Raw genomic sequence first — 19,141 nt, 5'->3', positions numbered from 1 at the left:
CGCTATTGTAGACCGCGGCGCGCCCGGTCCGCCCAAACCGCTCATTCGACCGGTGCAGGCGTCTTAGGCCGGTATTCGCAGAGCGGCTCGATCGCACAATGCCAGCACTCGGGCACGCGCGCCTTGCAGACGTAGCGGCCATGCAGGATAAGCCAGTGATGCGCGTCGAGCAGGAATTCCTTCGGCGTGAATTTTTCGAGCGCGGTCTCGACGGCGCGCACGTCCTTGCCGGGCGCGAGACCCGTGCGATTCGCCACGCGGAAGATGTGCGTATCGACGGCGATGGTCGGCTGTCCGAACGCCGTGTTCAGGATGACGTTCGCGGTCTTGCGGCCGACGCCCGGCAATGCCTCCAGCGCCTCGCGCTCCGCCGGCACCTCGCCGCCGTGCTGGTCGATGAGAATGCGGCACGTCGCGATCACGTTCTTCGCTTTCGTGCGATAGAGCCCTATCGTGCGGATGTACTCCGACACGCCGTCCTCGCCCAGCGCCAGCACCGCCGCTGGCGTATTGGCGACGGGAAACATCTTGCGCATCGCCTTGTTGACCGAAACGTCCGTCGCCTGCGCGGACAGCATCACGGCGATCAGCAGTTCGAACGGCGTCGTGTATTCGAGTTCGGTCGTCGGATGCGGATTCAGGCTCTGCAAGGTCTCGTAGATGGCGCGGCGCTTCGTGGCGTTCATGGTGCGAGGCTCGTTCTTACGCGGGTTTGTCGCCCTTGTCGGGATGAGGGGCGTTTTCGCCGTCCGTCAGTCCGAGACGGCGGCGGCGTTCCTCGGCGGCGTCGATCTGCGCCTGCACGGCGGGGCTGACCTGAGCCGTGTTTTTCGGGCCCGCGCCGAGTTGCGCCATCTCTTCCTTCTTCTTGCGGGCGCGTTCGAGCGCGGCCTGAATGATCGCGCGCTTTTTGGCTTCGGGGTCGTCGCTCGCGGCGGGTGCTGCGGGGGGAGCTTCCTGCGCGGCTTGATCCGCCTGATCCGCCTGCGCCGCGCGCGCCGCCTGACGCGCGCTCGCGCGTGCCTCGGCTTGCGCGCGTTCCCGCTCGATGCGCGCCAGGTGGCGGTCGTGACGTGCCCGCGCCAGATCGGCTTCTTCCTGGCTCCATGCGTTCCAGCCGGTGTGCTCGCCGGTCACCGGCACCATCGCGATGCAATCGACCGGGCAAGGCGGCACGCACAGATCGCAGCCCGTGCACAGCTCGGCGATGACCGTATGCATCTGCTTGGCCGCGCCAGCGATGGCATCGACCGGACACGCCTGCATGCACAGCGTGCAGCCGATGCACACGTTCTCGTCGATCACCGCGACGGGCCGCGCGCGCTCGACGCCATGCGTCGTATCGAGAGGAATATCGGGCTTGCCGAGCAGCGCGGCGAGCCGGGCGATGCCTTCGGCGCCGCCCGGCGGACACTGGTTGTAGTTCGCCTCGCCCGCGGCGATGGCTTCGGCGTACGGCCGGCAGGCGGGATAGCCGCACTTCGTGCATTGCGTCTGCGGCAGCAGGTCTTCGATGCGCTCTGCGAGCGTCTTGGAAACAGTTGCGGTCACGGAGGGATTGCGATGATGCCTTGGGGACGGGCGCAGCGTGGGCGCAGGGGCGTAGCCGGAGGATGACGGACGCCAGAACGCTTCGGCGTCCACGACGACGGCACGCTGCCGGTTCGGCGCGCGTGCCGCTTTCCGGTCGCGCGCTCGGCTTTGATCGACATTATCGCCGAAGTCACCCGCTATCGTGACGAATGTCTTTCAATCCTAATTGCCAATGTTCTTCGATGTGCGCATAATCGAAGCGCTTTTCCGTTTGACCGCAGGACGGTGTCTCCCATTAACCCTGGGCAGCGCCCGTTCACGTCATGTACCCCTATGCGGGCCGCGTGACGCTAATCCGGCAACGCGGCTCGCGAGTCATGCCACCATGAATCAGCCGAAAATCAAAAGAGATCCTGAAGGCACCCGGCGCCGTATTTTGCTTGCCGCCGCAGAAGAATTCGCTGCCGGAGGTCTGTTCGGCGCCCGCGTCGATCAGATCGCGCGCCGGGCGGAAACCAATGAACGTATGCTCTATTACTACTTCGGTAGCAAGGAGCAGTTATTCACCGCCGTGCTCGAACATGCGCTGGCCGCGCTCGTCGACGCCGAGCGCACGCTCGAACTCGACGGCATCGCGCCCATCGAGGCAATGACACGTCTCGCGCATTTCGTCTGGGATTATTACCGCGATCACCCGGAACTCTTGCGTCTCATCAATAACGAAAATCTTCACGAAGCGAGATATATCAAAGGATCGAATCGCATACGCGAACTCATCTCACCAATTGTCACCACGCTCACGGCCATTCTCGATCGTGGCCAGAAGGCCGGATTGTTTCGCACCGACGTCGATCCGCTCAAGTTCTACATCATCCTGTCGGGGCTCGGCTATTACATCGTCTCGAACCGCTTCACGCTGGAAGCGACATTCGGGCTCGATTTCAGCGAGCAGGGCCAGCGCGATCAGATCGTGCGGATGAATACCGAACTGTTGCTGGCGTATCTGACGCGTCGCTGATTCGCGCCGACGCGCACGCGCCGTCGGAAGAAAAAAACGTCGCGCCTTTTGCAAGGCGCGACGTTTTTATTTGATGCGTGCGTGTTTACGCCGGCACGGCTTCGGTCTTCGGCGTCTTGTCGTGTTCGAGGATGAACTCGCGCAATTGCGGATACACCATCGTGCGCCAGCGACGTCCCGAGAAAATGCCGTAGTGGCCGGCTTTCTCCGCCGTGAAATGGCGCTTGTGCTTCGCCGGGATGCCGGTGCACAGATCGTGCGCGGCGCGCGTCTGACCACTGCCGGAGATGTCGTCGAGTTCGCCTTCGATCGTGAACAGCGCCGTATGCGTGATGTCCTGCGGACGCACGAGTTCGTCGTTGACTTCCCAGGTGCCTTCCGCAAGCCGGAACTCCTGGAACACGACGCGGATCGTCTCCAGATAATACTCGGCGGCCATGTCGAGCACGGCGTTGTATTCGTCGTAGAAACGGCGATGCTGCTCGGCGTCGTCATCGTCGCCGCGCAGCAGATTTTGATAGAAGTCCCAATGGGCCGTGAGATGGCGCTCCGGATTCATCGCGACGAAGCCCGCGTGCTGCAGGAAGCCCGGATAGACCTTGCGTCCCACGCCGGGATAGTTCGCCGGCACCGTGTAGATGACGTTGTTCTCGAACCACCCGTACGAGTGCTCGTTCGCGAGCGAGTTGACCGACGTGGGGCTGCGACGCGCGTCGATCGGGCCGCCCATCATGGTCATCGTGCGCGGCGTGTCTTCGCCTCGGCTCGCCATCAGCGAAATGGCGGCGAGCACCGGCACGGTCGGCTGACACACCGAGATCACGTGCAGATCCTTCGCGCCGATATGGCGGATGAACTCCTGAATGTACTCGACGTAATCGTCCAGATGGAACGGGCCGTTCTCGATCGGCACCATGCGCGCGTCGATCCAGTCGGTGATGTACACCTTGTGGTCCTGCAACAGCGTTTTCACTGTGTCGCGCAGCAGCGTGGAATGATGGCCCGAGAGCGGCGCGCACACGAGCACGATCGGCTCGTTCTTCAGCTTGGTGACGGTCGCGCTGTCATCGGCGAAGCGCTTGAAGCGCAACAGGCGGCAGAACGGCTTCTCGACCACCGTCTGCTCGACGATCGGAATGTTGTGGCCGTCCTTGACGATCTGATGAAGGTCGAACTGCGGCTTCTCGTAATCCTTGCCGAGCCGGTAGAGCAGTTCGTAACCCGCGGCGAAGCGGCTCGAGCCGGGAATGTAGGCGAGGGGGCTGGCCGGGTTGACGAACGACTTCGATGCGGCCTCGGCCCATGCTGTGAGGGGAGACAGCATGGCACGCTGAAATTCGTGAATTTGATAGAGCATGGTCGCCCCAGTAACTCCGGTGGAACCGGTACGCCCGTTGATCCCGGCAAAAAAGCATCCGGCGATGAGCTTCAACGGCATTCGATGATCCCCCGCAGCGCGACGGGCTGTCGCCGTGCTGCCGGGGCACTGTCCTTACTGCACTGCTTCAATGCCTTTGCGTGCTGCCACCTGCGCGTTATCGACTGCCTGCAACGAAGCTTGAGCCGACGCAAGATTTTCCGCGCATTAAACGTTCAATTCAACCAAGCGGTCGAAATTGCCGGCCTGGAAACAACACTTGGCCATATATTACGTTTTGTGCATTGCACCAATATTACCGTTAAATCCCCATTTTTGCCAAACAAAACAAACCTTTATGACTTTCCCGCAGTTGCGTCAAATTCTGCTTGACTGTGTGACTCGTCGTGGTTTTCCGAGCCGGACGGCTGGCCGGTCGCCTTCGCCATCTCCTCTTCGTGCCGGATCAGGTTCATCCCGGTGTGCACCAGCGCCACGTGGGTGAATGCCTGCGGAAAATTTCCGACCATGCGCTTCGCCACCGTGTCGTACTCCTCGGCCAGCAGCCCGACGTCGTTCGCGAGACCCACGAGGCGCTCGAACATCTCGTGCGCTTCGTCGATTCGCCCCTGCAACGCCAGGTTGTCCACGAGCCAGAAGCTACAAGCCAGAAACGTGCCTTCTCCAGGCGGCAAACCGTCCGCCACTTCGGCGGTGTGATAGCGCTTCACCAGGCCATCGTGCGTCAAGGTGGTCTCGATCGCATGTACGGTTCCGGTCACTCGCGGATCGTTTGGCGGCAAAAATCCTAACAACGGGATCAAAAGCAGGCTCGCGTCGAGCGCATCGCTGCCGTACGCCTGCGTAAAGGAGTTCAGTTTCGGGTTCCAGCTCTTTTTCAGCACCTCGGCGCGGATGCGCGCGCGCATCTCGCGCCAGTGGTCGATCGGCCCTGGCAGCTCGAACTTCTCCGCCGACTTGATCGCGCGGTCGTACGCGACCCACGCCATGACCTTCGAAAAGGTGAAGTGCTGACGTCCGCCGCGCACTTCCCAGATGCCTTCGTCGGGCTGCTCCCAGATCGTATCGAGGTGTTGCAGCATGGCGCACTGGATCGACCACGCCGTTTCGTCGCTCTGCAGGCCGCCGACGCGTGCAAGATGCAGCGCGTTCATCACTTCGCCGTAGACGTCGAGTTGCAACTGATCGACCGCGCCGTTGCCGATGCGCACCGGCGCCGCGCCCTCGTACCCCGGCAGCCACGGAATCTCCCATTCGGGCAGGCGGCGCTCGCCCGCGATGCCATACATGATCTGAATCTGCGACGGCGAGCCGGCCATCACGCGGCCCAGCCACGCGCGCCACGCGCGGGCTTCGTCGTAGTAGCCGCCGCGCATCATCGCGAGCAGGGTGATGGTCGCGTCGCGCAGCCAGCAGTATCGATAGTCCCAGTTGCGCGTGCCGCCGAGCTGTTCCGGCAGCGACGTGGTCGGCGCGGCGACGATACCGCCCGTCGGCTCATACGCGAGCGCCTTCAGTGTGATGAGCGAGCGGCGGATCGCGCTCGCCCAGCGGCCGTTGAGCTCGCTTTGCCCGGACCATTCGCGCCAGTGGTTCTCGGTGCGCGCGAGCTGGGTATGCGGATCCGACGCATGCGGCAGCCGCAGATGCGACTGCGAATAGCACAGCGAGAACGGCACGCGCTCGCCCGCGCTGACGTCGAAGCACGCGGTCGTGTGCATGTTCTCGCCGACGAGATCGACGGGCGTGCGCAGTATCGCGAGGTCTGGTCCGGCGATCGCGCGGATGCCGCTGTCGTCGGGCAGGCGGCTGACCCAGGGCACGGCGGAGCCGTAATCGAACCGCAGCACCAGTTCCATCTTCATGCGCACTGTCCCGCGCCGTCCGATCACGATGCGCACGAGCTCCGAATGCCCATTTCGCAGCGGCATGAAGTCGACGACGGTGACGGCGCCTTGCGGCGTTTCGAAATCGGTTTCGAGGACCAGCGTGTCCTCGCGGTAGCGACGCCGGATGACGGGCGTCTCGCCGTCGGGCATCTCGGGGGCGACGAGCCATCGTCCGTGCTCGGGCGTGCCGAGCAGCGCGGCGAAACAGGCGCCGGAGTCGAAACGCGGCCAACAGAGCCAGTCGACGGAACCGTCGCGGGAAATGAGGGCTGCGGTGTGGCCGTCGCCGACCATCGCATAGTCTTCAATCAGTGCTGGCATGAGCGAACATCTTCCTGCTGGCGGCGCGGGACCAAACGAAGCGCGCCGCGAGTTGCAAAAGAGCCGAAGCGCAGCGCGCCCCGGGCGAAGCGCGGCGTCATCGACAAACTACGTGGACGCCGCGCATGCTGTCTGGCCGCATTCTGCCGCAATCGTTCGATGCAAGCAGAAAAGCGGGCCGGGTGTGCTCACGACGCGCGACGCATCGGTGCGGCGGCAGGTCGCGCGGCGATGGCGGAAAAGCACGAGCGAAGCGCCGGTTGCACTGTTGAAAATTCATTCGACTGATGTTTAGAATGAAGCTTTGTGAAAGCTGCGGGCGCCGGTACTGTGTTGTTTCAGGCGCGGAACCTTTGCATCCTTTCAAATGTCTTTCATGCATGATCCCGGTCGTTCCGCGCGCGCGGGCATGCAGCAGTTGCGTTGCGCGCCGTCCTGCCGGTCCCTTACGTAGTGTTTTCGAGGAACAGAACCCCATGCTCTATCCGTCGAAAGCTGACTGCATCGCCATTCTTTCCGCCGCAAGCCGCGTCTCGGACGCCGAAGCGCTTCTCGCGCTCGACCACAAGCGCCTCGGTCTGTCGCGCAATGCGATGGACGCCGCCGCTGCCTTTCTCACCGAACGCGGCTGTTTCAACCGCTACAGCTTCGGCGTCGCCGGCGTGTCGGTCGGCGCGTTGTCGTTACAGGGACGTCTGCGTCTCGATCAGCTCGCTAACGGCTGACTCCACGCCGAAACACCTCGGCGCGGCACGTCGGCGTGTACTTCTTTCGTGACACTTTGCGCACCTGCGCGGGTCAACCCGTGCGTGCGTGCGCTCGCACGCGCGCGTCAGAAATGCATCGAGCCCATGCCGAACAAACCGATCAGCCCGATCACGATCAGATAGATCGCGACGATGAAATTCAGCAGCCGCGGCATGATGAGAATGAGGATCCCGGCGATCAGGGAGACCAGCGGGCCAAGGCTTAGGTGGATAGTCATCGCGGCAAACTCCTGTTGTTGATTCGAATCGTGTCGGTTGGCCTGTCGTGCGTGGTGTATCTTGGCTGCGAACCTGGTCCTGGCAAACGCGGTCCACGTGTTTGGAGCGGAACTTGCTCCCGCACGTCGCGGGCGATGCGATGCCGGCGCGTTCGCGCGTCGCCTCCGCGTCACCCTTGCCCCGATAACAAGCAGCAAAGAATCGATGAGGAGGTTTCATGCACCCGAGCCACCCCCGCGGCGCGAATACGCTCGTGTCCGTGTTGCAAGACGCGCGCCCGCTGCATGCCCGGTCCATCGCGTGGGCGAAAGGCCTGGCGCTGATGCTGTCGCTGGCGGCCGCGCAGGCCTTCGCGCAATCGGCTTCCGCGCCGGCGGCGACGCCTGCCGCGCCGGGCGCTGCGAGCGGCGCGGCCACGGCGGGTGCGGCGAGCGGCGAGGTCTACGATCTGCTCATCGGCACTTACACGGGCGGCGGCAAGAGCGAAGGCATCTACGTTTATCGCTTCGACACGGGCACGGGCGAACTGTCGCGCATCGCATCGGCGCAGACGGTAAATCCGTCGTATCTCGTCGTGAGCCGTGACAGAAATTACGTGTACGCCGTGAACGAATTGCCCGGCGACAACGGCCCGGCGACGCAGCGCGGCGGCGTGAGCGCCTTTCGCTTCGATCGCGCGAGCGGGCAGTTGAGCTTCCTCAACCGCGTCTCGTCGGACGGCAACGACCCGTGCTATCTGGCGCTCTCGCCCGACGGCAAATATCTGCTCACGGCCAATTACTCGGTCGCGTCCAATCCGGGCGGCAGTTTCGCGGTCTTTCCGCTCGCGACGGACGGCCGCGTGAGCCCGTCGGTGCTGACGGTGCATCACGAGGGCGGCGGTCCGGTGAAGGGGCGGCAGGACAACTCGCACGTCCACTCGACCGTGTTCTCGCCCGATGGAAAATATCTCTTCGCGCAGGACCTCGGTGTCGACAAGGTGTTCGCCTACCGTTACACGCCCGATCCGTTGGCCTCGAGCCGCGGCCTGCTCGGCCCGACCGAAGCGCGCTACACGCCGGTCAAGGCGGGTTCCGGGCCGCGCCATCTGGTCTTCGACGCCAACGGCAAGCACGCGTACCTGACCACCGAACTGAACGCGTCGGTGCTCGTGTTCGATTATCGCGATGGCAATCTCACGCAAGTCCAGACCGCATCGATGATCGCGCCGGGCTTTCGCGGCAAGATCGGCGGCGGCGCGATTCATCTGTCGCCGGACGGCCGCTTTCTGTACGCAACGAATCGCGGCGACGCGAACGAGATCGTCGCGTTCTCGGTCGATCCGACCAACGGTCATCTGAAACTCGTGAAGCGTTATCCGACGCTCGGCAAGACGCCGCGCGAATTCGCGATCGATCCGACCGGGCGCTGGCTGATCGTCGGCAATCAGGAAAGCGACAGCGCGTATTTCTTCCGTCGCGATCCGCAGACGGGCGAACTCGCGTCGGACCCGAAACGGCTCTCGATCGGCTCGCCGGTCGACTTCAAGTTCGTGTCGCCGTCGTGACGCGCTGACCGGTACGATCGACGACGTTCCCCAGCGCGAACTACGCTGTGCGCGCCGCTCGCGCTGCCGATCCGCTCCGTGCGTTACGGGCGTTACGGGCGCGCGTCCGTGACGGCGACGGTTGCGAGTTCTAGTACGATGCAAGTCCGATGCGCCGTTGCTGCCGCATCCGACTGAAAGGTGTACTGAGGAAATCGAAAGGTAATGGCAGGGAACGCAAGATTGAACACGACTCGCACATTCGGCGCGCCCGAACGCCCGCTCAAGCGCAACGAGAACGCGCCGCCGGGATTCATCAGCGCATTCAGCTTCGTGGGCGGCGAGGCGCTGCGGCTTTCGTGGGACGAAGCGCGCGAGTCCGTCGCGGGCGATGGCCCGACGTGGCTGCATCTGTCCGCGAACGACGACACCGTCGAAGGCTGGCTCGAAGGCGTCACGTCGATGCCGGATGTCGCGCGCGAGTTTCTGAACGGCGAGGACAAGCGCCCGCGCGTGCATATCGGGTCGAACTTCGTCTATGGCGTCGTCGCGGATCTGGAACTCGTCGCGAAGACGCCGGATGCCGCCGCGCCCGGCGCGCGCGAAGCGAACCGCGCGACCGGTGCGCTGCGCTTTTACGTCGACCGGCATCGCATGATCACGGTGCGCGCGCGGCCGCTGCAATCGACCGACCGGCTGCGTCATGCCGTGCTCGAAGGCGCGATCTTCCGCGATACCGTCGATCTCTTCGCGGGCCTCATTCGCGCGCTGAACGATACCTTCGCGGACCGCATCGATGAAATCGGCGACTGTCTCGACGACGTCGAGGAAAGCGTGCTGGAGGGCGGGCATTCGAAGTGCCGCGCGCTGCTGGGCGACGTGAGGCGGCGCATCGTGGAGGTGAAACGGTTCATCGATCCCGAGCGCAACGCGCTGACGCAGCTCGTGCTGCGCAGGCTGGAGTGGGCCGAACCGCGCTCGATGGAAGCGCTCGTGCAGGCGATTCAGGTGTTGAACGGACTCGGCGGCGGACTGGAAGGGCTCTACGAACGCGCGAAGCTGCTGCAGGATGAAATCGCGGCGGCGCTCTCGGAGGACATCAACCGCAAGCTGCTGTGGCTCGCGATCATGTCCGCGTTGCTGTTGCCCGCCACGCTCGTGACGGGCATCTTCGGCATGAACGTGGCGGGCTTGCCGGGCACGCACGATCCGGTTTCGTTCTGGGTCGTGGTCGGCGTGATGGCGGGATGCGCCGCCATCACGATCTTTCTGCTGCGCCGCCTGCGGCTCTGGTAGCCGTCACTCCGCCGGGCCCGGCGGCGCGAGCACTTCGCGGTTGCCGTTGTTGCTCATCGACGAGACGAGGCCCGCGCTTTCCATCTGCTCGACGAGGCGCGCCGCGCGGTTATAGCCGATGCGCAATTGCCGCTGCACCGACGAAATCGACGCGCGCCGCGTGCGCACGACGAACGCCACGGCTTCGTCGTAGAGCGGATCGGCTTCGGCGTCGGGCGAGTCGCCGAACAGGTCCTGGGTGCCGCCGCCTTCGCCTGTCGGCCCGGACAGAATGCCTTCCTCGTACTCCGGTTCGCCGAACTGTTTCAGATGCTCGACCACGCGATGCACTTCGTCGTCCGCGACGAACGCGCCGTGCACGCGCTGCGGGTAGCCCGTGCCCGGCGGCAGGAACAGCATGTCGCCCGCGCCGAGCAGCGATTCCGCGCCCATCTGGTCGAGAATCGTGCGCGAATCGATCTTCGACGACACCTGAAACGCCACCCGCGTCGGAATGTTCGCCTTGATGAGACCGGTGATCACGTCCACCGACGGTCGCTGCGTCGCGAGAATCAGGTGGATGCCGGCCGCGCGCGCCTTCTGCGCGAGCCGCGCGATCAGCTGCTCGATCTGCTTGCCCGCGACCATCATGAGGTCGGCCAGTTCGTCGATGACGACGACGATGAGCGGCAGCGTCGAGAGCGGCTCGGGCGCATCGGGCGTGAGCGAGAACGGGTTTGTGAGCTTCTTGCCCGCGGCCTCGGTGTTGCGGATCTTCTGGTTGAAGCCCTGCAGATTGCGCACGCCGACCGCCGACATCAAGCGGTAACGCTTTTCCATTTCGCCGACGCACCAGTTGAGCGCGTTCGATGCGAGCTTCATGTCGGTCACGACCGGCGCGAGCAGATGCGGAATGCCTTCGTAGACGGACAGCTCCAGCATCTTCGGGTCGATCATGATGAGGCGCACGTCCTCGGGCTTCGCCTTGTAGAGCAGCGAGAGGATCATCGCGTTGATCGCAACGGACTTGCCCGAGCCCGTCGTGCCCGCGACGAGCATGTGCGGCGCCTTCGCCAGATCCGTCACGACCGGATTGCCGACGATGTCCTTGCCCATCGCGATGGTCAGATTCGACTTCGAGTTGCGATAGACGTCGGCCTCGAGGATTTCGGAGAGGCGGATCATCTGGCGCTTCGCGTTCGGCAGTTCGAGGCCCATGCAGGTCTTGCCGGGAATCGTCTCGACGACGCGGATCGACGTGAGGCCCAGACCGCGCGACAGATCCTTCATCAGTCCGACGATCTGGCTGCCGCGCACGCCGAGCGCAGGCTCGACCTCGAAGCGCGTGATGACCGGACCAGCCGACGCGCCGACCACCGTCACCGGCACCTTGAATTCCTGCAGACGCTGCTCGATGAGCTGGCCGGTTTCCATCAGGCGTTCTTCGGAGACCGGCTCGATCTCGCCGGACGCGGGTTCGAGCAGATCGAGCGTCGGCAATTCGACCGCCGATGCATGCGGCGCGTGGAACTCGAATTCGGTCGGCGCGGAGCCGCGCACCGGAGCGCGCGGTTCGGGCGGGGAGGGCGGTGTCGTGGCCGGCTGAGGCGCGCTGACCATGACCGGAAAGCGCACGATATTCGATGGCGACGCGAATTCGTCTCCTTCCTCGACCTCTGGCCTTGGCGACGGCGCTTCGTCGACGATGTGCAGAAGCGGCGGGGCAGGGGGCTCGTGTTCGTCGCTGTTCGAATCGAGGGCGTCCAGCCACGGCGGCGTCTGCACCATGTCGCGCAAGTCGGTTTCCGGCGCTGATGCTTGCGCGAAGGGCATGTCGAAGTGCGCGGGCTCCGCGCGCTCCGGCTCTTGCGCAGCGCTTGCTTCCGCTATCGGCTCCGCCGGCGCGGGCTCTTGCGGCGCAATTTCTTCGATGATCGCTTCGCGTGCCGGCGACGCAGCCGGCTCATCCGGCACGGCCGTGGACAGCGTCGCTGCCATCGCGAAACCGGATATCGACGGCTCCGGCAGGCGCACATCGAAGAGGGGCGGCGGCTCGACGAGCGTCGGCGCGATCGCGTGAGCATCGATCAGCGGCGTCTCGATGCGTTCCTCGATTTCCGTGACCTCGACCGGCGGCGTCTCCGGCTGCACGAGCACTTCATGCTCCGGCGCGGGTTCAACGGCGGTCACCGGCTTCGAAGTTTCCGCGTTCGACTCAACAACGGCGGATTGCCCGGCGCGCGCCATCGCCACATGTCCGCGCGCGAGGCTGGCGCCGGCGAGCGATGTCCACATCGCGGCCTTCTCCTCGATGGACCGAAGCGTTGCCTGAATCGCTTCGGCAGCGGGCGGCGGCGAGGGCGGTCCGGGCGGCGCGGCCGCGCGCGAGAAGGCGGGCGTGTCGAGCGGCGCGGGCGCGAACTCGCGCGTGGCGGGGTTCACGGCCGGGCGCACCGGCGCGCGTCTGAAGCCCTGCGGCGCCTGCGGCAGCGGCGGTCTGCGGGCGGCGTTCGCACCCACGGCGACCGATGTCGACGCGCTCGCCACGCCCGACAGCCGTTGCGCGGGCATCGACGTCACCGGACCGCGCGGGCGATCCATGCGCGGCGCGCCGGGCGGCGACGTCGGCACGCGCGGTTTGTCGGCGGCGACGGACGCGCGCAAGCCCGAGCCCGAAGGCTCAAACGAGGACGCCTGACGCGGCGCAAACGGCGCGCGCGCGTCGCGATTCGCCGATGCTGCGGACAGATTCGACCAGCCCGTGGGCGCGACCGGCTCCGTCTGCGTCGCCGGACGCGGGACGCCGGCAGCCTCGAAGGCGGGGCGTTTCGCGTAAGCCTCGGCGGTGGCGACGGCGCTCGCAGCGGCCGCCACGGTGCGGCTGGCGGCGCTTTTGGCTTGCGCAGGCGGCCGCCACGCGGTCGGCCGCTGATAGCGGCTGCTGCGCGGGCCAGTCGGAAGGCCGAGCGTCGGCTCCTCGGGCGACGTGCGGGGCAGCGGCGTATCGAAACGCTCGGCGCGAAGACCACGTTCCTGCGATTCGCGCGATGCTTTCGCGCGGGCGCGACGCTCGAACCAGCCCACGGACTTGTCGCGGCCGGCGGCGCTCTGCCGAGGCTCGCTGTCGCGCTCGCGCGGCGCGAGCCAGCCTTGTGGCAGGCCGAAGCCGAATGCTTCGTCGGCCCACGCGAGCACCGAACGCCAGCTGAATTCGACGAGCCACGGCAGGAAGATCGCAAGCACGACGGCCGCGATCGCGCCCGCGCCGCCCGGATGCGCAATGCCGCTCAGCGCGGAGGCGAGGGCGCGTCCGCCGCGATTGATGTTCGCCTGCGTTTCGAACGAGCTCGCGAGCATGCCTTCCAGCGTGCAGCTTGCGAGCAGCACGGCGACAAAGCCGAGCCAGAGGCGGATCGTGCCGGGGCCGCGCACCCCGCTGCCGCCCGGCAGCGCCAACTTGACGACACGCCAGAAGAGCGGAAGAAACCAGACGACGGATGCACCGAACCAGCCGAGAACTACCATGTGCATGCTTGAGAATGAATCAATGTTGTGTGAAACGAATGAGACTGCTGCCCGGACGCGCCGATTTCGGCCGCGGGCCGGACGGTTCGATCGAGCAGTTTAACGGGTGGCGTGCGCACGCGACGCACCTGCCGCAACTACGCAACACCTGTTTTCGACGAAGCTTTTGGCGCGGCCGTTGCGATCACTTCGGGCGCGGCGCGAAGGTGAGCACCTGACCGTCGTCGAGCGTCAGTTGCAGCGCTTGCGGCGGCAGCATCTGCACGCCGCTTTTCGCGATATGCGCGAGTGCATCGAGATACGGGCGTTCCAGCGCGGCGCCCGCGCCGGATACGCACGCCATGCGCGTACCGGCGAGCGGGCCGAAGCTGAGCTTGCCGTCCTTCAGTTCATAGACGCCGCTGAAGCGGTTGCAGCCCGAGAAGCCGCTTGCCTGGCGACGGCCGTTCGCGGTCGAGAAATCGAGCGTGAGCGGCTTCGCGCCGTTTTCGCCGGCCTGGGGCACGGCGCGCGGCTGGCCGCTTGCGTCGGTCCAGCTCGTGAGGGTCCATTGCGTGTCGTCGAGCAATTGCGTGGCGGCGGGATTATAGGGATCGGCGGGCGGCGCGCTGGCGTCGGGGTGCCTCGGCATCGCGCAACCGGCGACGACGCTCGCCGCGACGAGCAGCGCGCACGCGCGCGAAACCAGCGACGATGAGCGCGAAGAAGAAGCAGACGCGCGAAGGAAGTGCGTGGGCATCGATGATCCTGAAGCTGGCGAAACCGTAAGGGTATCGCACGCGTCCTACGGTTTGTCTAGCACCCGTATGCAACAAAATGAGCGGCTTCGTGGCCGGGAAGCGGATTTCGCTCATGATCGCGCCGGGAATTCCGAAGCGCATTCGTGTGTCAATACCGTCTGTGAACACGCTGTCAATAGACCGGATGGCAAAGTGTTGCGGGCCGCGCTGCGTGTTAACATCGCGCCCAATTCAGCCGCTTTCCCGTTTCGATTCTGGAGCACACATGCAGACCGATCCACTCCGCGCCGGCGTGACCCGCATCGGCACGCCGCTATCCCCCAACGCCACGCGCGTGATGCTGCTCGGCGCGGGCGAACTCGGCAAGGAAGTGATCATCGCGCTGCAGCGACTGGGCGTCGAGGTGATCGCCGTGGATCGCTATGCGAACGCGCCGGGGCATCAGGTGGCGCATCGCGCGCACGTGATCGACATGACCGACGCCGCCGCGCTGCGCGCCCTCGTCGAAAAAGAACAGCCGCATCTGATCGTACCGGAGATCGAAGCGATCGCCACCGACGCGCTCGCCGGGATCGAAGCGGCAGGGCTTGCAACCGTGATTCCGACCGCCCGCGCCACGCAACTCACGATGAATCGCGAAGGCATCCGGCGTCTCGCCGCCGAGGAACTCGGCCTGCCGACATCGCCGTACGCGTTCGCGCAATCGCTCGACGAGATGAAGGCGGCGATCGCAAGGATTGGTTTTCCGTGTGTCGTGAAGCCGGTGATGTCGTCGTCGGGCAAGGGACAATCGGTGCTGAAAAGCGACGCCAATGTCGAACCCGCGTGGAACTACGCGATGGCGGGCGGGCGCGTGAATCACGGGCGCGTGATCGTCGAGGGTTTCATCGACTTCGAATACGAAATCACGCAACTGACCGTGCGCGCGGCGGACCCCGCGAGCGGCGAGACACAGACGTATTTCTGCGATCCGATCGGGCACGTTCAGGTCGCGGGCGATTACGTCGAATCGTGGCAGCCGCAGGCGATGAGCCCGGCCGCGCTCGCGAAAGCGCGCGACGTCGCCGCGAAGGTGACGACCGCGCTCGGCGGCCGCGGTCTTTTCGGCGTCGAACTGTTCGTGCGCGGCGACGACGTGTGGTTCTCTGAAGTGAGCCCGCGTCCGCACGACACCGGTCTCGTCACGCTCGCGACGCAGCGCTTCTCCGAATTCGAGCTGCACGCGCGCGCGATCCTCGGCTTGCCCGTCGATACCGCGTTGCGCGAGCCGGGCGCGTCCGCCGTGATCTATGGCGGTCTGGACGAGGTGGGCATCGCGTTCGAGGGCGTGGCGGACGCGCTCGCCGTGCCGGGCGCGGATCTGCGGCTGTTCGGCAAACCGGAGAGTTTCGCGAAGCGCCGCATGGGCGTCGCACTCGCGACGGGCGCCGACACCGACGAAGCTCGCGAGCGTGCGAAGCTGGCGGCGTCGAAAGTCAGGCCGGTGACGGCCGGGTGACCGGCGCGCGGGCGCCGGCGGGAGTGAGAACGTGAAATGGAAAGCGCTGGCCGTGCTCGTCGCGGCATCCTTCTGCCTGTCGGGCTGCGGCCTCGCGGCGGCGCCGTGCCGGATCGCGTCGGCGGGGCTGAAGATCGTGCCGGTCGTCGGCCACGTCGCGGCTGCGCCGACGGATGCGTGCGCCGCCGTGATCGATCCGTGAACGGCGACGCTCGCGCCGACATCCAACGAAACGCGAACAGGATCATGAAACGAATTCTCGCCGTTACGCTCGCGTCGCTCAGCGCACAGGCCGCGCTCGCGATGCCCCTCACCGTGCCGCAGATCCAGACCGCGTCGACGCAGACCACACGCTACGACTGCAAGGACGGCAAGAGCGTGTCCGTTCAGTACACGAACACGCGCAACCATCAAAGTTTCGCGGCGCTGACCGTCGACGGGCGCAAGCTGCTCTTCGTAAACGTGGTCGCGGGATCGGGCGCCAGATACGTCGCCGATCAGTACACGTGGTGGACCAAGGGCCCGCAGGCCAATCTCTACGACGAAATGGCCGCGAAAGATTCGCCGCCGCTGCTCGCGGATTGCGAGGCGCGCAAGAAGTAGGCGCGCCGCGTGCTGGCATCCGGTCCGGGCGCGCTTTCGCGCCGCGGGGGCGTCCGGGCGTGCGGTGCTACAATGTGCGGCTTTCCGGCAGTGATGACCTCGCGCGAGCCGCTGCTCGACCAGAACGAGCGATGCGTGCCATGAAGGCGTCATCGAAACCGTGTTCCGTCGGCGCGCGGGCTCGCAAACCGAAGCGAGTCAAATGAGCGGGCCAGTGAGCGGGCGACCGAGGCTCGACGAACCGGCCGCCGGGTCCACGCGCATGTTGCGCCTGACCGATGCGCCGCGTGCGCCAACGAAACCCATCCGCGCAAGCAAGCGATCGCGACGATCGACCGAACCACCCGACCGCCGCCCGATTTATCACGCGCGCGCCGCAGCGCGGCACTTTAGCGAAAGCACATATAGTCACCATGTCTGATTCCGTCGCCATGAACACGTCCACCGCACAGGCCGCCGCGCCGACGTTCGACCAGTTCGGATTGTCCGCCGACATCCTGAAAGCGGTGAGCGAGTCCGGCTACACCACGCCCACGCCGATCCAGGCGCAGGCGATTCCGGTCGTCCTCGCGGGCCGCGATGTCATGGGCGCCGCGCAGACCGGCACCGGCAAGACCGCGAGCTTCTCGCTGCCGATCATCCAGCGCCTGCTGCCCTCGGCGAACACGAGCGCGTCGCCGGCGCGCCATCCGGTGCGCGCGCTGATGCTGACGCCGACGCGCGAGCTCGCCGATCAGGTCGCCGCCAACGTGCAGACCTACTCGAAGCACACGCCGCTGCGCAGCACGGTCGTGTTCGGCGGCGTCGACATGAATCCGCAGTCCGACGCGCTGCGCCGTGGCGTCGAAATCCTGATCGCGACGCCCGGGCGCCTGCTCGATCACGTCCAGCAGAAGACGGTCAATCTCGGCCAGGTGCAGATGCTCGTGCTCGACGAAGCCGACCGCATGCTGGACATGGGCTTTCTGCCCGACTTGCAGCGCATCCTGAATCTGCTGCCGAAGGAGCGCCAGACGCTGCTGTTCTCGGCTACTTTTTCGCCCGAAATCAAGAAGCTCGCGGCCACCTACTTGCGCGATCCGCAGACGATCGAAGTCGCGCGCAGCAATTCGACCGCCACCAACGTGCGCCAGATCGTTTTCGAGGTGCACGAGAGCGACAAGTCCGGCGCGGTCGCGCAACTGATTCGCGAGCGCCAACTGAAGCAGGTGATCGTGTTCTGCAACAGCAAGATCGGCGCGAGCCGGCTCGCGCGCGTGCTGGAGCGCGATGGCATCATCGCGACGGCGATTCACGGCGACCGCTCGCAGAGCGAACGCATGCAGGCGCTCGACGCGTTCAAGCGCGGCGAGGTCGAGGCGCTCGTCGCGACGGACGTGGCCGCGCGCGGTCTCGATATCGCCGAATTGCCGGCGGTCATCAACTTCGATCTGCCGTTCAACGCGGAAGATTACGTGCACCGCATCGGCCGCACGGGACGCGCGGGCGCATCCGGCGACGCGCTGTCGCTGTGCAGCGCGAACGAGCGCAAGCAGCTTGCCGATATCGAAAAGCTCATCAAGCGTCCGCTCGAAGTCGAGCAGCTCGTCGTCGTCGCGACCCGCGTGCACCGCGACGGCGCGGCGCCGCCGCGCCGCGACGAGCGCTTCGGCCGTCCGGAGCGCGGCGAGCATCGCCATGCGCCGCGCGAGGAAGTGGGTTCGCGGCGCCGTGCGACGGGCCCGCACGATCGTCCGCGCGGCCGTCAGCAGCCCGTCGACGAGTTTTTCCTGAAGCCTTACGAGCCGTCGCCGTCGGCGATGAAGCGTCACGAGGAAACGGTCGAACCGGAACGCAAGAGCGGGCCGAAGCAGCCGCTCGCCGCCTTGCTCGGCGGCTTGGGCATGCCGCGCAAATCGTCCTGATCTGCAACGTGCCGATGTGAGAAAGGCAGCCCGTGTGGCTGCCTTTTTTTGTGTCCCGAAAAGCGGATTCAGCGCCCGAAACGCTTCGCCCATTCGGCTGTCGTGGCGCTGTAGAACGCATCGATCGAATGCGCCGCTACGTCGATGTCGAGATGCCGCGCCGCCTCGACGAGTGCATCGAGCGGCGCGTTGCGGTCGAGCGGCGCGGCGCCCGTCTGCTTGCTCAATTTCTCGCCGCTGGCATTGTTCACGACGGGCACGTGCAGATAAGCCGGCGTTGGCACGCCGAGACACTGCTGGAGATAGATCTGCCGCGCGGTCGAATCGAGCAGATCGGCGCCGCGCACGACATGCGTGATCGCGGCGTCGGCGTCATCGACGACCACCGCGAGTTGATAAGCCCACAGTCCGTCCGCACGCTTCAGCGCGAAATCGCCGACTTCGGTCGCGAGATCCTGCGTCTGCGGTCCCTGCCAGCGATCGACGAAACCGATCCGCGCCGCGTCTCCATCCGGTACGCGCAGACGCCATGCGCGCGCGGGCTTGCCGTGCAGGCCATCGCGGCACGTGCCTGGATACGCGAGCGTCGCATGACGCGCATGCGTGTGGATGAGCGAATCGGCGATTTCCCGCCGCGTGCAGCCGCACGGATAGATCAGGCCCGTTTGCTGGAGACGCTCGAACGCCGCCGCGTAGGCCGCGCCGCGCTCGCTTTGCCAGACCGGCGGTTCGTCGGAATGCATGCCGAAGTGCGCGAGCGTCGCGAGGATGTCATCGGCGGCGCCGGGCACGGTGCGCGGCGTATCGACGTCTTCGATCCGCACGATCCAGCTTCCGCCGTGCGCGCGCGCATCGAGAAAACTCGCGAGCGCGCTGACGAGCGAGCCTGCGTGCAGCGGTCCGGTGGGCGAGGGCGCGAAGCGGCCGCGATAGGTCATCGAATACG

General features: G+C 65.8%; 16 protein-coding genes and 1 pseudogene. 9 read left to right on the top strand and 8 right to left on the bottom strand.

What is annotated here, in order from left to right; genetic code table 11:
* Positions 1 to 41 precede the first annotated feature (41 nt).
* Together nth and rsxB are read right to left on the bottom strand one after the other, a co-directional pair.
* Positions 42 to 686, bottom strand: coding sequence for an endonuclease III (gene nth / locus AWB80_RS17610; RefSeq protein WP_061175945.1), 645 nt, complete (start codon positions 684 to 686; stop codon positions 42 to 44).
* Between the two features lie 16 nt (positions 687 to 702).
* Positions 703 to 1,551 carry an electron transport complex subunit RsxB gene (rsxB, locus tag AWB80_RS17605; protein ID WP_061175944.1) on the bottom strand — a complete coding sequence of 283 codons (849 nt, stop codon included), beginning with the start codon at positions 1,549 to 1,551 and terminating at the stop codon, positions 703 to 705.
* A 367-nt stretch (positions 1,552 to 1,918) separates the two neighbouring features.
* Between rsxB and AWB80_RS17600 the strand changes: the two genes are divergently transcribed.
* Positions 1,919 to 2,551 carry a TetR/AcrR family transcriptional regulator gene (locus AWB80_RS17600; protein ID WP_061175943.1) on the top strand — a complete coding sequence of 211 codons (633 nt, stop codon included), beginning with the start codon at positions 1,919 to 1,921 and terminating at the stop codon, positions 2,549 to 2,551.
* 85 nt (positions 2,552 to 2,636) lie between these two features.
* On the opposite strand, the gene AWB80_RS17595 is transcribed toward AWB80_RS17600, so the two are convergent.
* On the bottom strand, positions 2,637 to 3,908 hold the full coding sequence (locus AWB80_RS17595; RefSeq protein ID WP_061175942.1) for a polyhydroxyalkanoate depolymerase: 1,272 nt from the start codon (positions 3,906 to 3,908) through the stop codon (positions 2,637 to 2,639).
* Between AWB80_RS17595 and AWB80_RS43310 the strand changes: the two genes are divergently transcribed.
* Entirely contained in the window at positions 3,891 to 4,301 is a 411-nt protein-coding gene (locus tag AWB80_RS43310) for a hypothetical protein (RefSeq protein ID WP_143328067.1), read from the top strand. The genes AWB80_RS17595 and AWB80_RS43310 overlap by 18 nt on opposite strands.
* On the opposite strand, the gene AWB80_RS17590 is transcribed toward AWB80_RS43310, so the two are convergent.
* Entirely contained in the window at positions 4,265 to 6,139 is a 1,875-nt protein-coding gene (locus AWB80_RS17590) for a glycoside hydrolase family 15 protein (protein WP_061175941.1), read from the bottom strand. The two genes, AWB80_RS43310 and AWB80_RS17590, sit on opposite strands and share 37 nt — an antisense overlap.
* Positions 6,140 to 6,615: 476 nt before the next feature.
* Here AWB80_RS17590 and AWB80_RS17580 point away from each other — a divergent pair, with 476 nt between their 5' ends.
* Positions 6,616 to 6,864, top strand: a complete 249-nt coding sequence (locus AWB80_RS17580; protein WP_061175939.1) for a hypothetical protein — start codon at positions 6,616 to 6,618, stop codon at positions 6,862 to 6,864.
* A 107-nt stretch (positions 6,865 to 6,971) separates the two neighbouring features.
* Here AWB80_RS17580 and AWB80_RS17575 read toward each other — a convergent pair whose 3' ends face one another.
* Positions 6,972 to 7,124: a DUF3096 domain-containing protein gene (locus tag AWB80_RS17575; protein WP_087048847.1), complete on the bottom strand. Its 153-nt coding sequence runs from the start codon at positions 7,122 to 7,124 to the stop codon at positions 6,972 to 6,974.
* Between the two features lie 218 nt (positions 7,125 to 7,342).
* On the opposite strand from AWB80_RS17575, the gene AWB80_RS17570 reads away from it, so the two are divergent.
* Positions 7,343 to 8,671 (top strand): lactonase family protein, encoded by a 1,329-nt coding sequence (locus AWB80_RS17570; protein WP_061175938.1) that lies wholly within the window; start codon positions 7,343 to 7,345, stop codon positions 8,669 to 8,671.
* 222 nt (positions 8,672 to 8,893) lie between these two features.
* On the top strand, positions 8,894 to 9,946 hold the full coding sequence (locus AWB80_RS17565) for a transporter (protein ID WP_244206560.1): 1,053 nt from the start codon (positions 8,894 to 8,896) through the stop codon (positions 9,944 to 9,946).
* Positions 9,947 to 9,949: 3 nt separating this feature from the next.
* Here the strand turns inward: AWB80_RS17565 and AWB80_RS45570 are convergent.
* Together AWB80_RS45570 and AWB80_RS17550 are read right to left on the bottom strand one after the other, a co-directional pair.
* A pseudogene (locus tag AWB80_RS45570) lies at positions 9,950 to 11,425 on the bottom strand (DNA translocase FtsK); the annotation flags it as partial.
* Between the two features lie 2,209 nt (positions 11,426 to 13,634).
* Positions 13,635 to 14,189, bottom strand: coding sequence for an META domain-containing protein (locus tag AWB80_RS17550; protein ID WP_061175934.1), 555 nt, complete (start codon positions 14,187 to 14,189; stop codon positions 13,635 to 13,637).
* A 266-nt stretch (positions 14,190 to 14,455) separates the two neighbouring features.
* Between AWB80_RS17550 and purT the strand changes: the two genes are divergently transcribed.
* The 4 genes from purT (at position 14,456) to AWB80_RS17535 (ending at position 18,195) form a co-directional block, all read left to right on the top strand.
* Complete coding sequence (gene purT, locus AWB80_RS17545) at positions 14,456 to 15,688, top strand: formate-dependent phosphoribosylglycinamide formyltransferase (protein WP_061175933.1); 1,233 nt, start codon at positions 14,456 to 14,458, stop codon at positions 15,686 to 15,688.
* Between the two features lie 31 nt (positions 15,689 to 15,719).
* Positions 15,720 to 15,890, top strand: coding sequence for a DUF6726 family protein (locus AWB80_RS44410; protein WP_167390463.1), 171 nt, complete (start codon positions 15,720 to 15,722; stop codon positions 15,888 to 15,890).
* Between the two features lie 44 nt (positions 15,891 to 15,934).
* The gene (locus AWB80_RS17540; protein WP_061176042.1) at positions 15,935 to 16,291 is read left to right on the top strand and encodes an MliC family protein; all 357 of its coding nucleotides are present in this window, start codon (positions 15,935 to 15,937) and stop codon (positions 16,289 to 16,291) included.
* Positions 16,292 to 16,704: 413 nt separating this feature from the next.
* A complete protein-coding gene (locus tag AWB80_RS17535) occupies positions 16,705 to 18,195 on the top strand; it encodes a DEAD/DEAH box helicase (protein WP_087131371.1) in 1,491 nt (496 codons plus the stop codon).
* A 68-nt stretch (positions 18,196 to 18,263) separates the two neighbouring features.
* On the opposite strand, the gene gluQRS is transcribed toward AWB80_RS17535, so the two are convergent.
* Complete coding sequence (gluQRS, locus tag AWB80_RS17530) at positions 18,264 to 19,133, bottom strand: tRNA glutamyl-Q(34) synthetase GluQRS (RefSeq protein WP_061175932.1); 870 nt, start codon at positions 19,131 to 19,133, stop codon at positions 18,264 to 18,266.
* Between the last annotated feature and the right edge of the window lie 8 nt (positions 19,134 to 19,141).

The sequence above is a fragment of the Caballeronia pedi genome (assembly GCF_001544915.2).
GTDB classification, from domain to species: domain Bacteria; phylum Pseudomonadota; class Gammaproteobacteria; order Burkholderiales; family Burkholderiaceae; genus Caballeronia; species Caballeronia pedi.
This window is presented reverse-complemented; position numbering and strand designations above follow the sequence as displayed.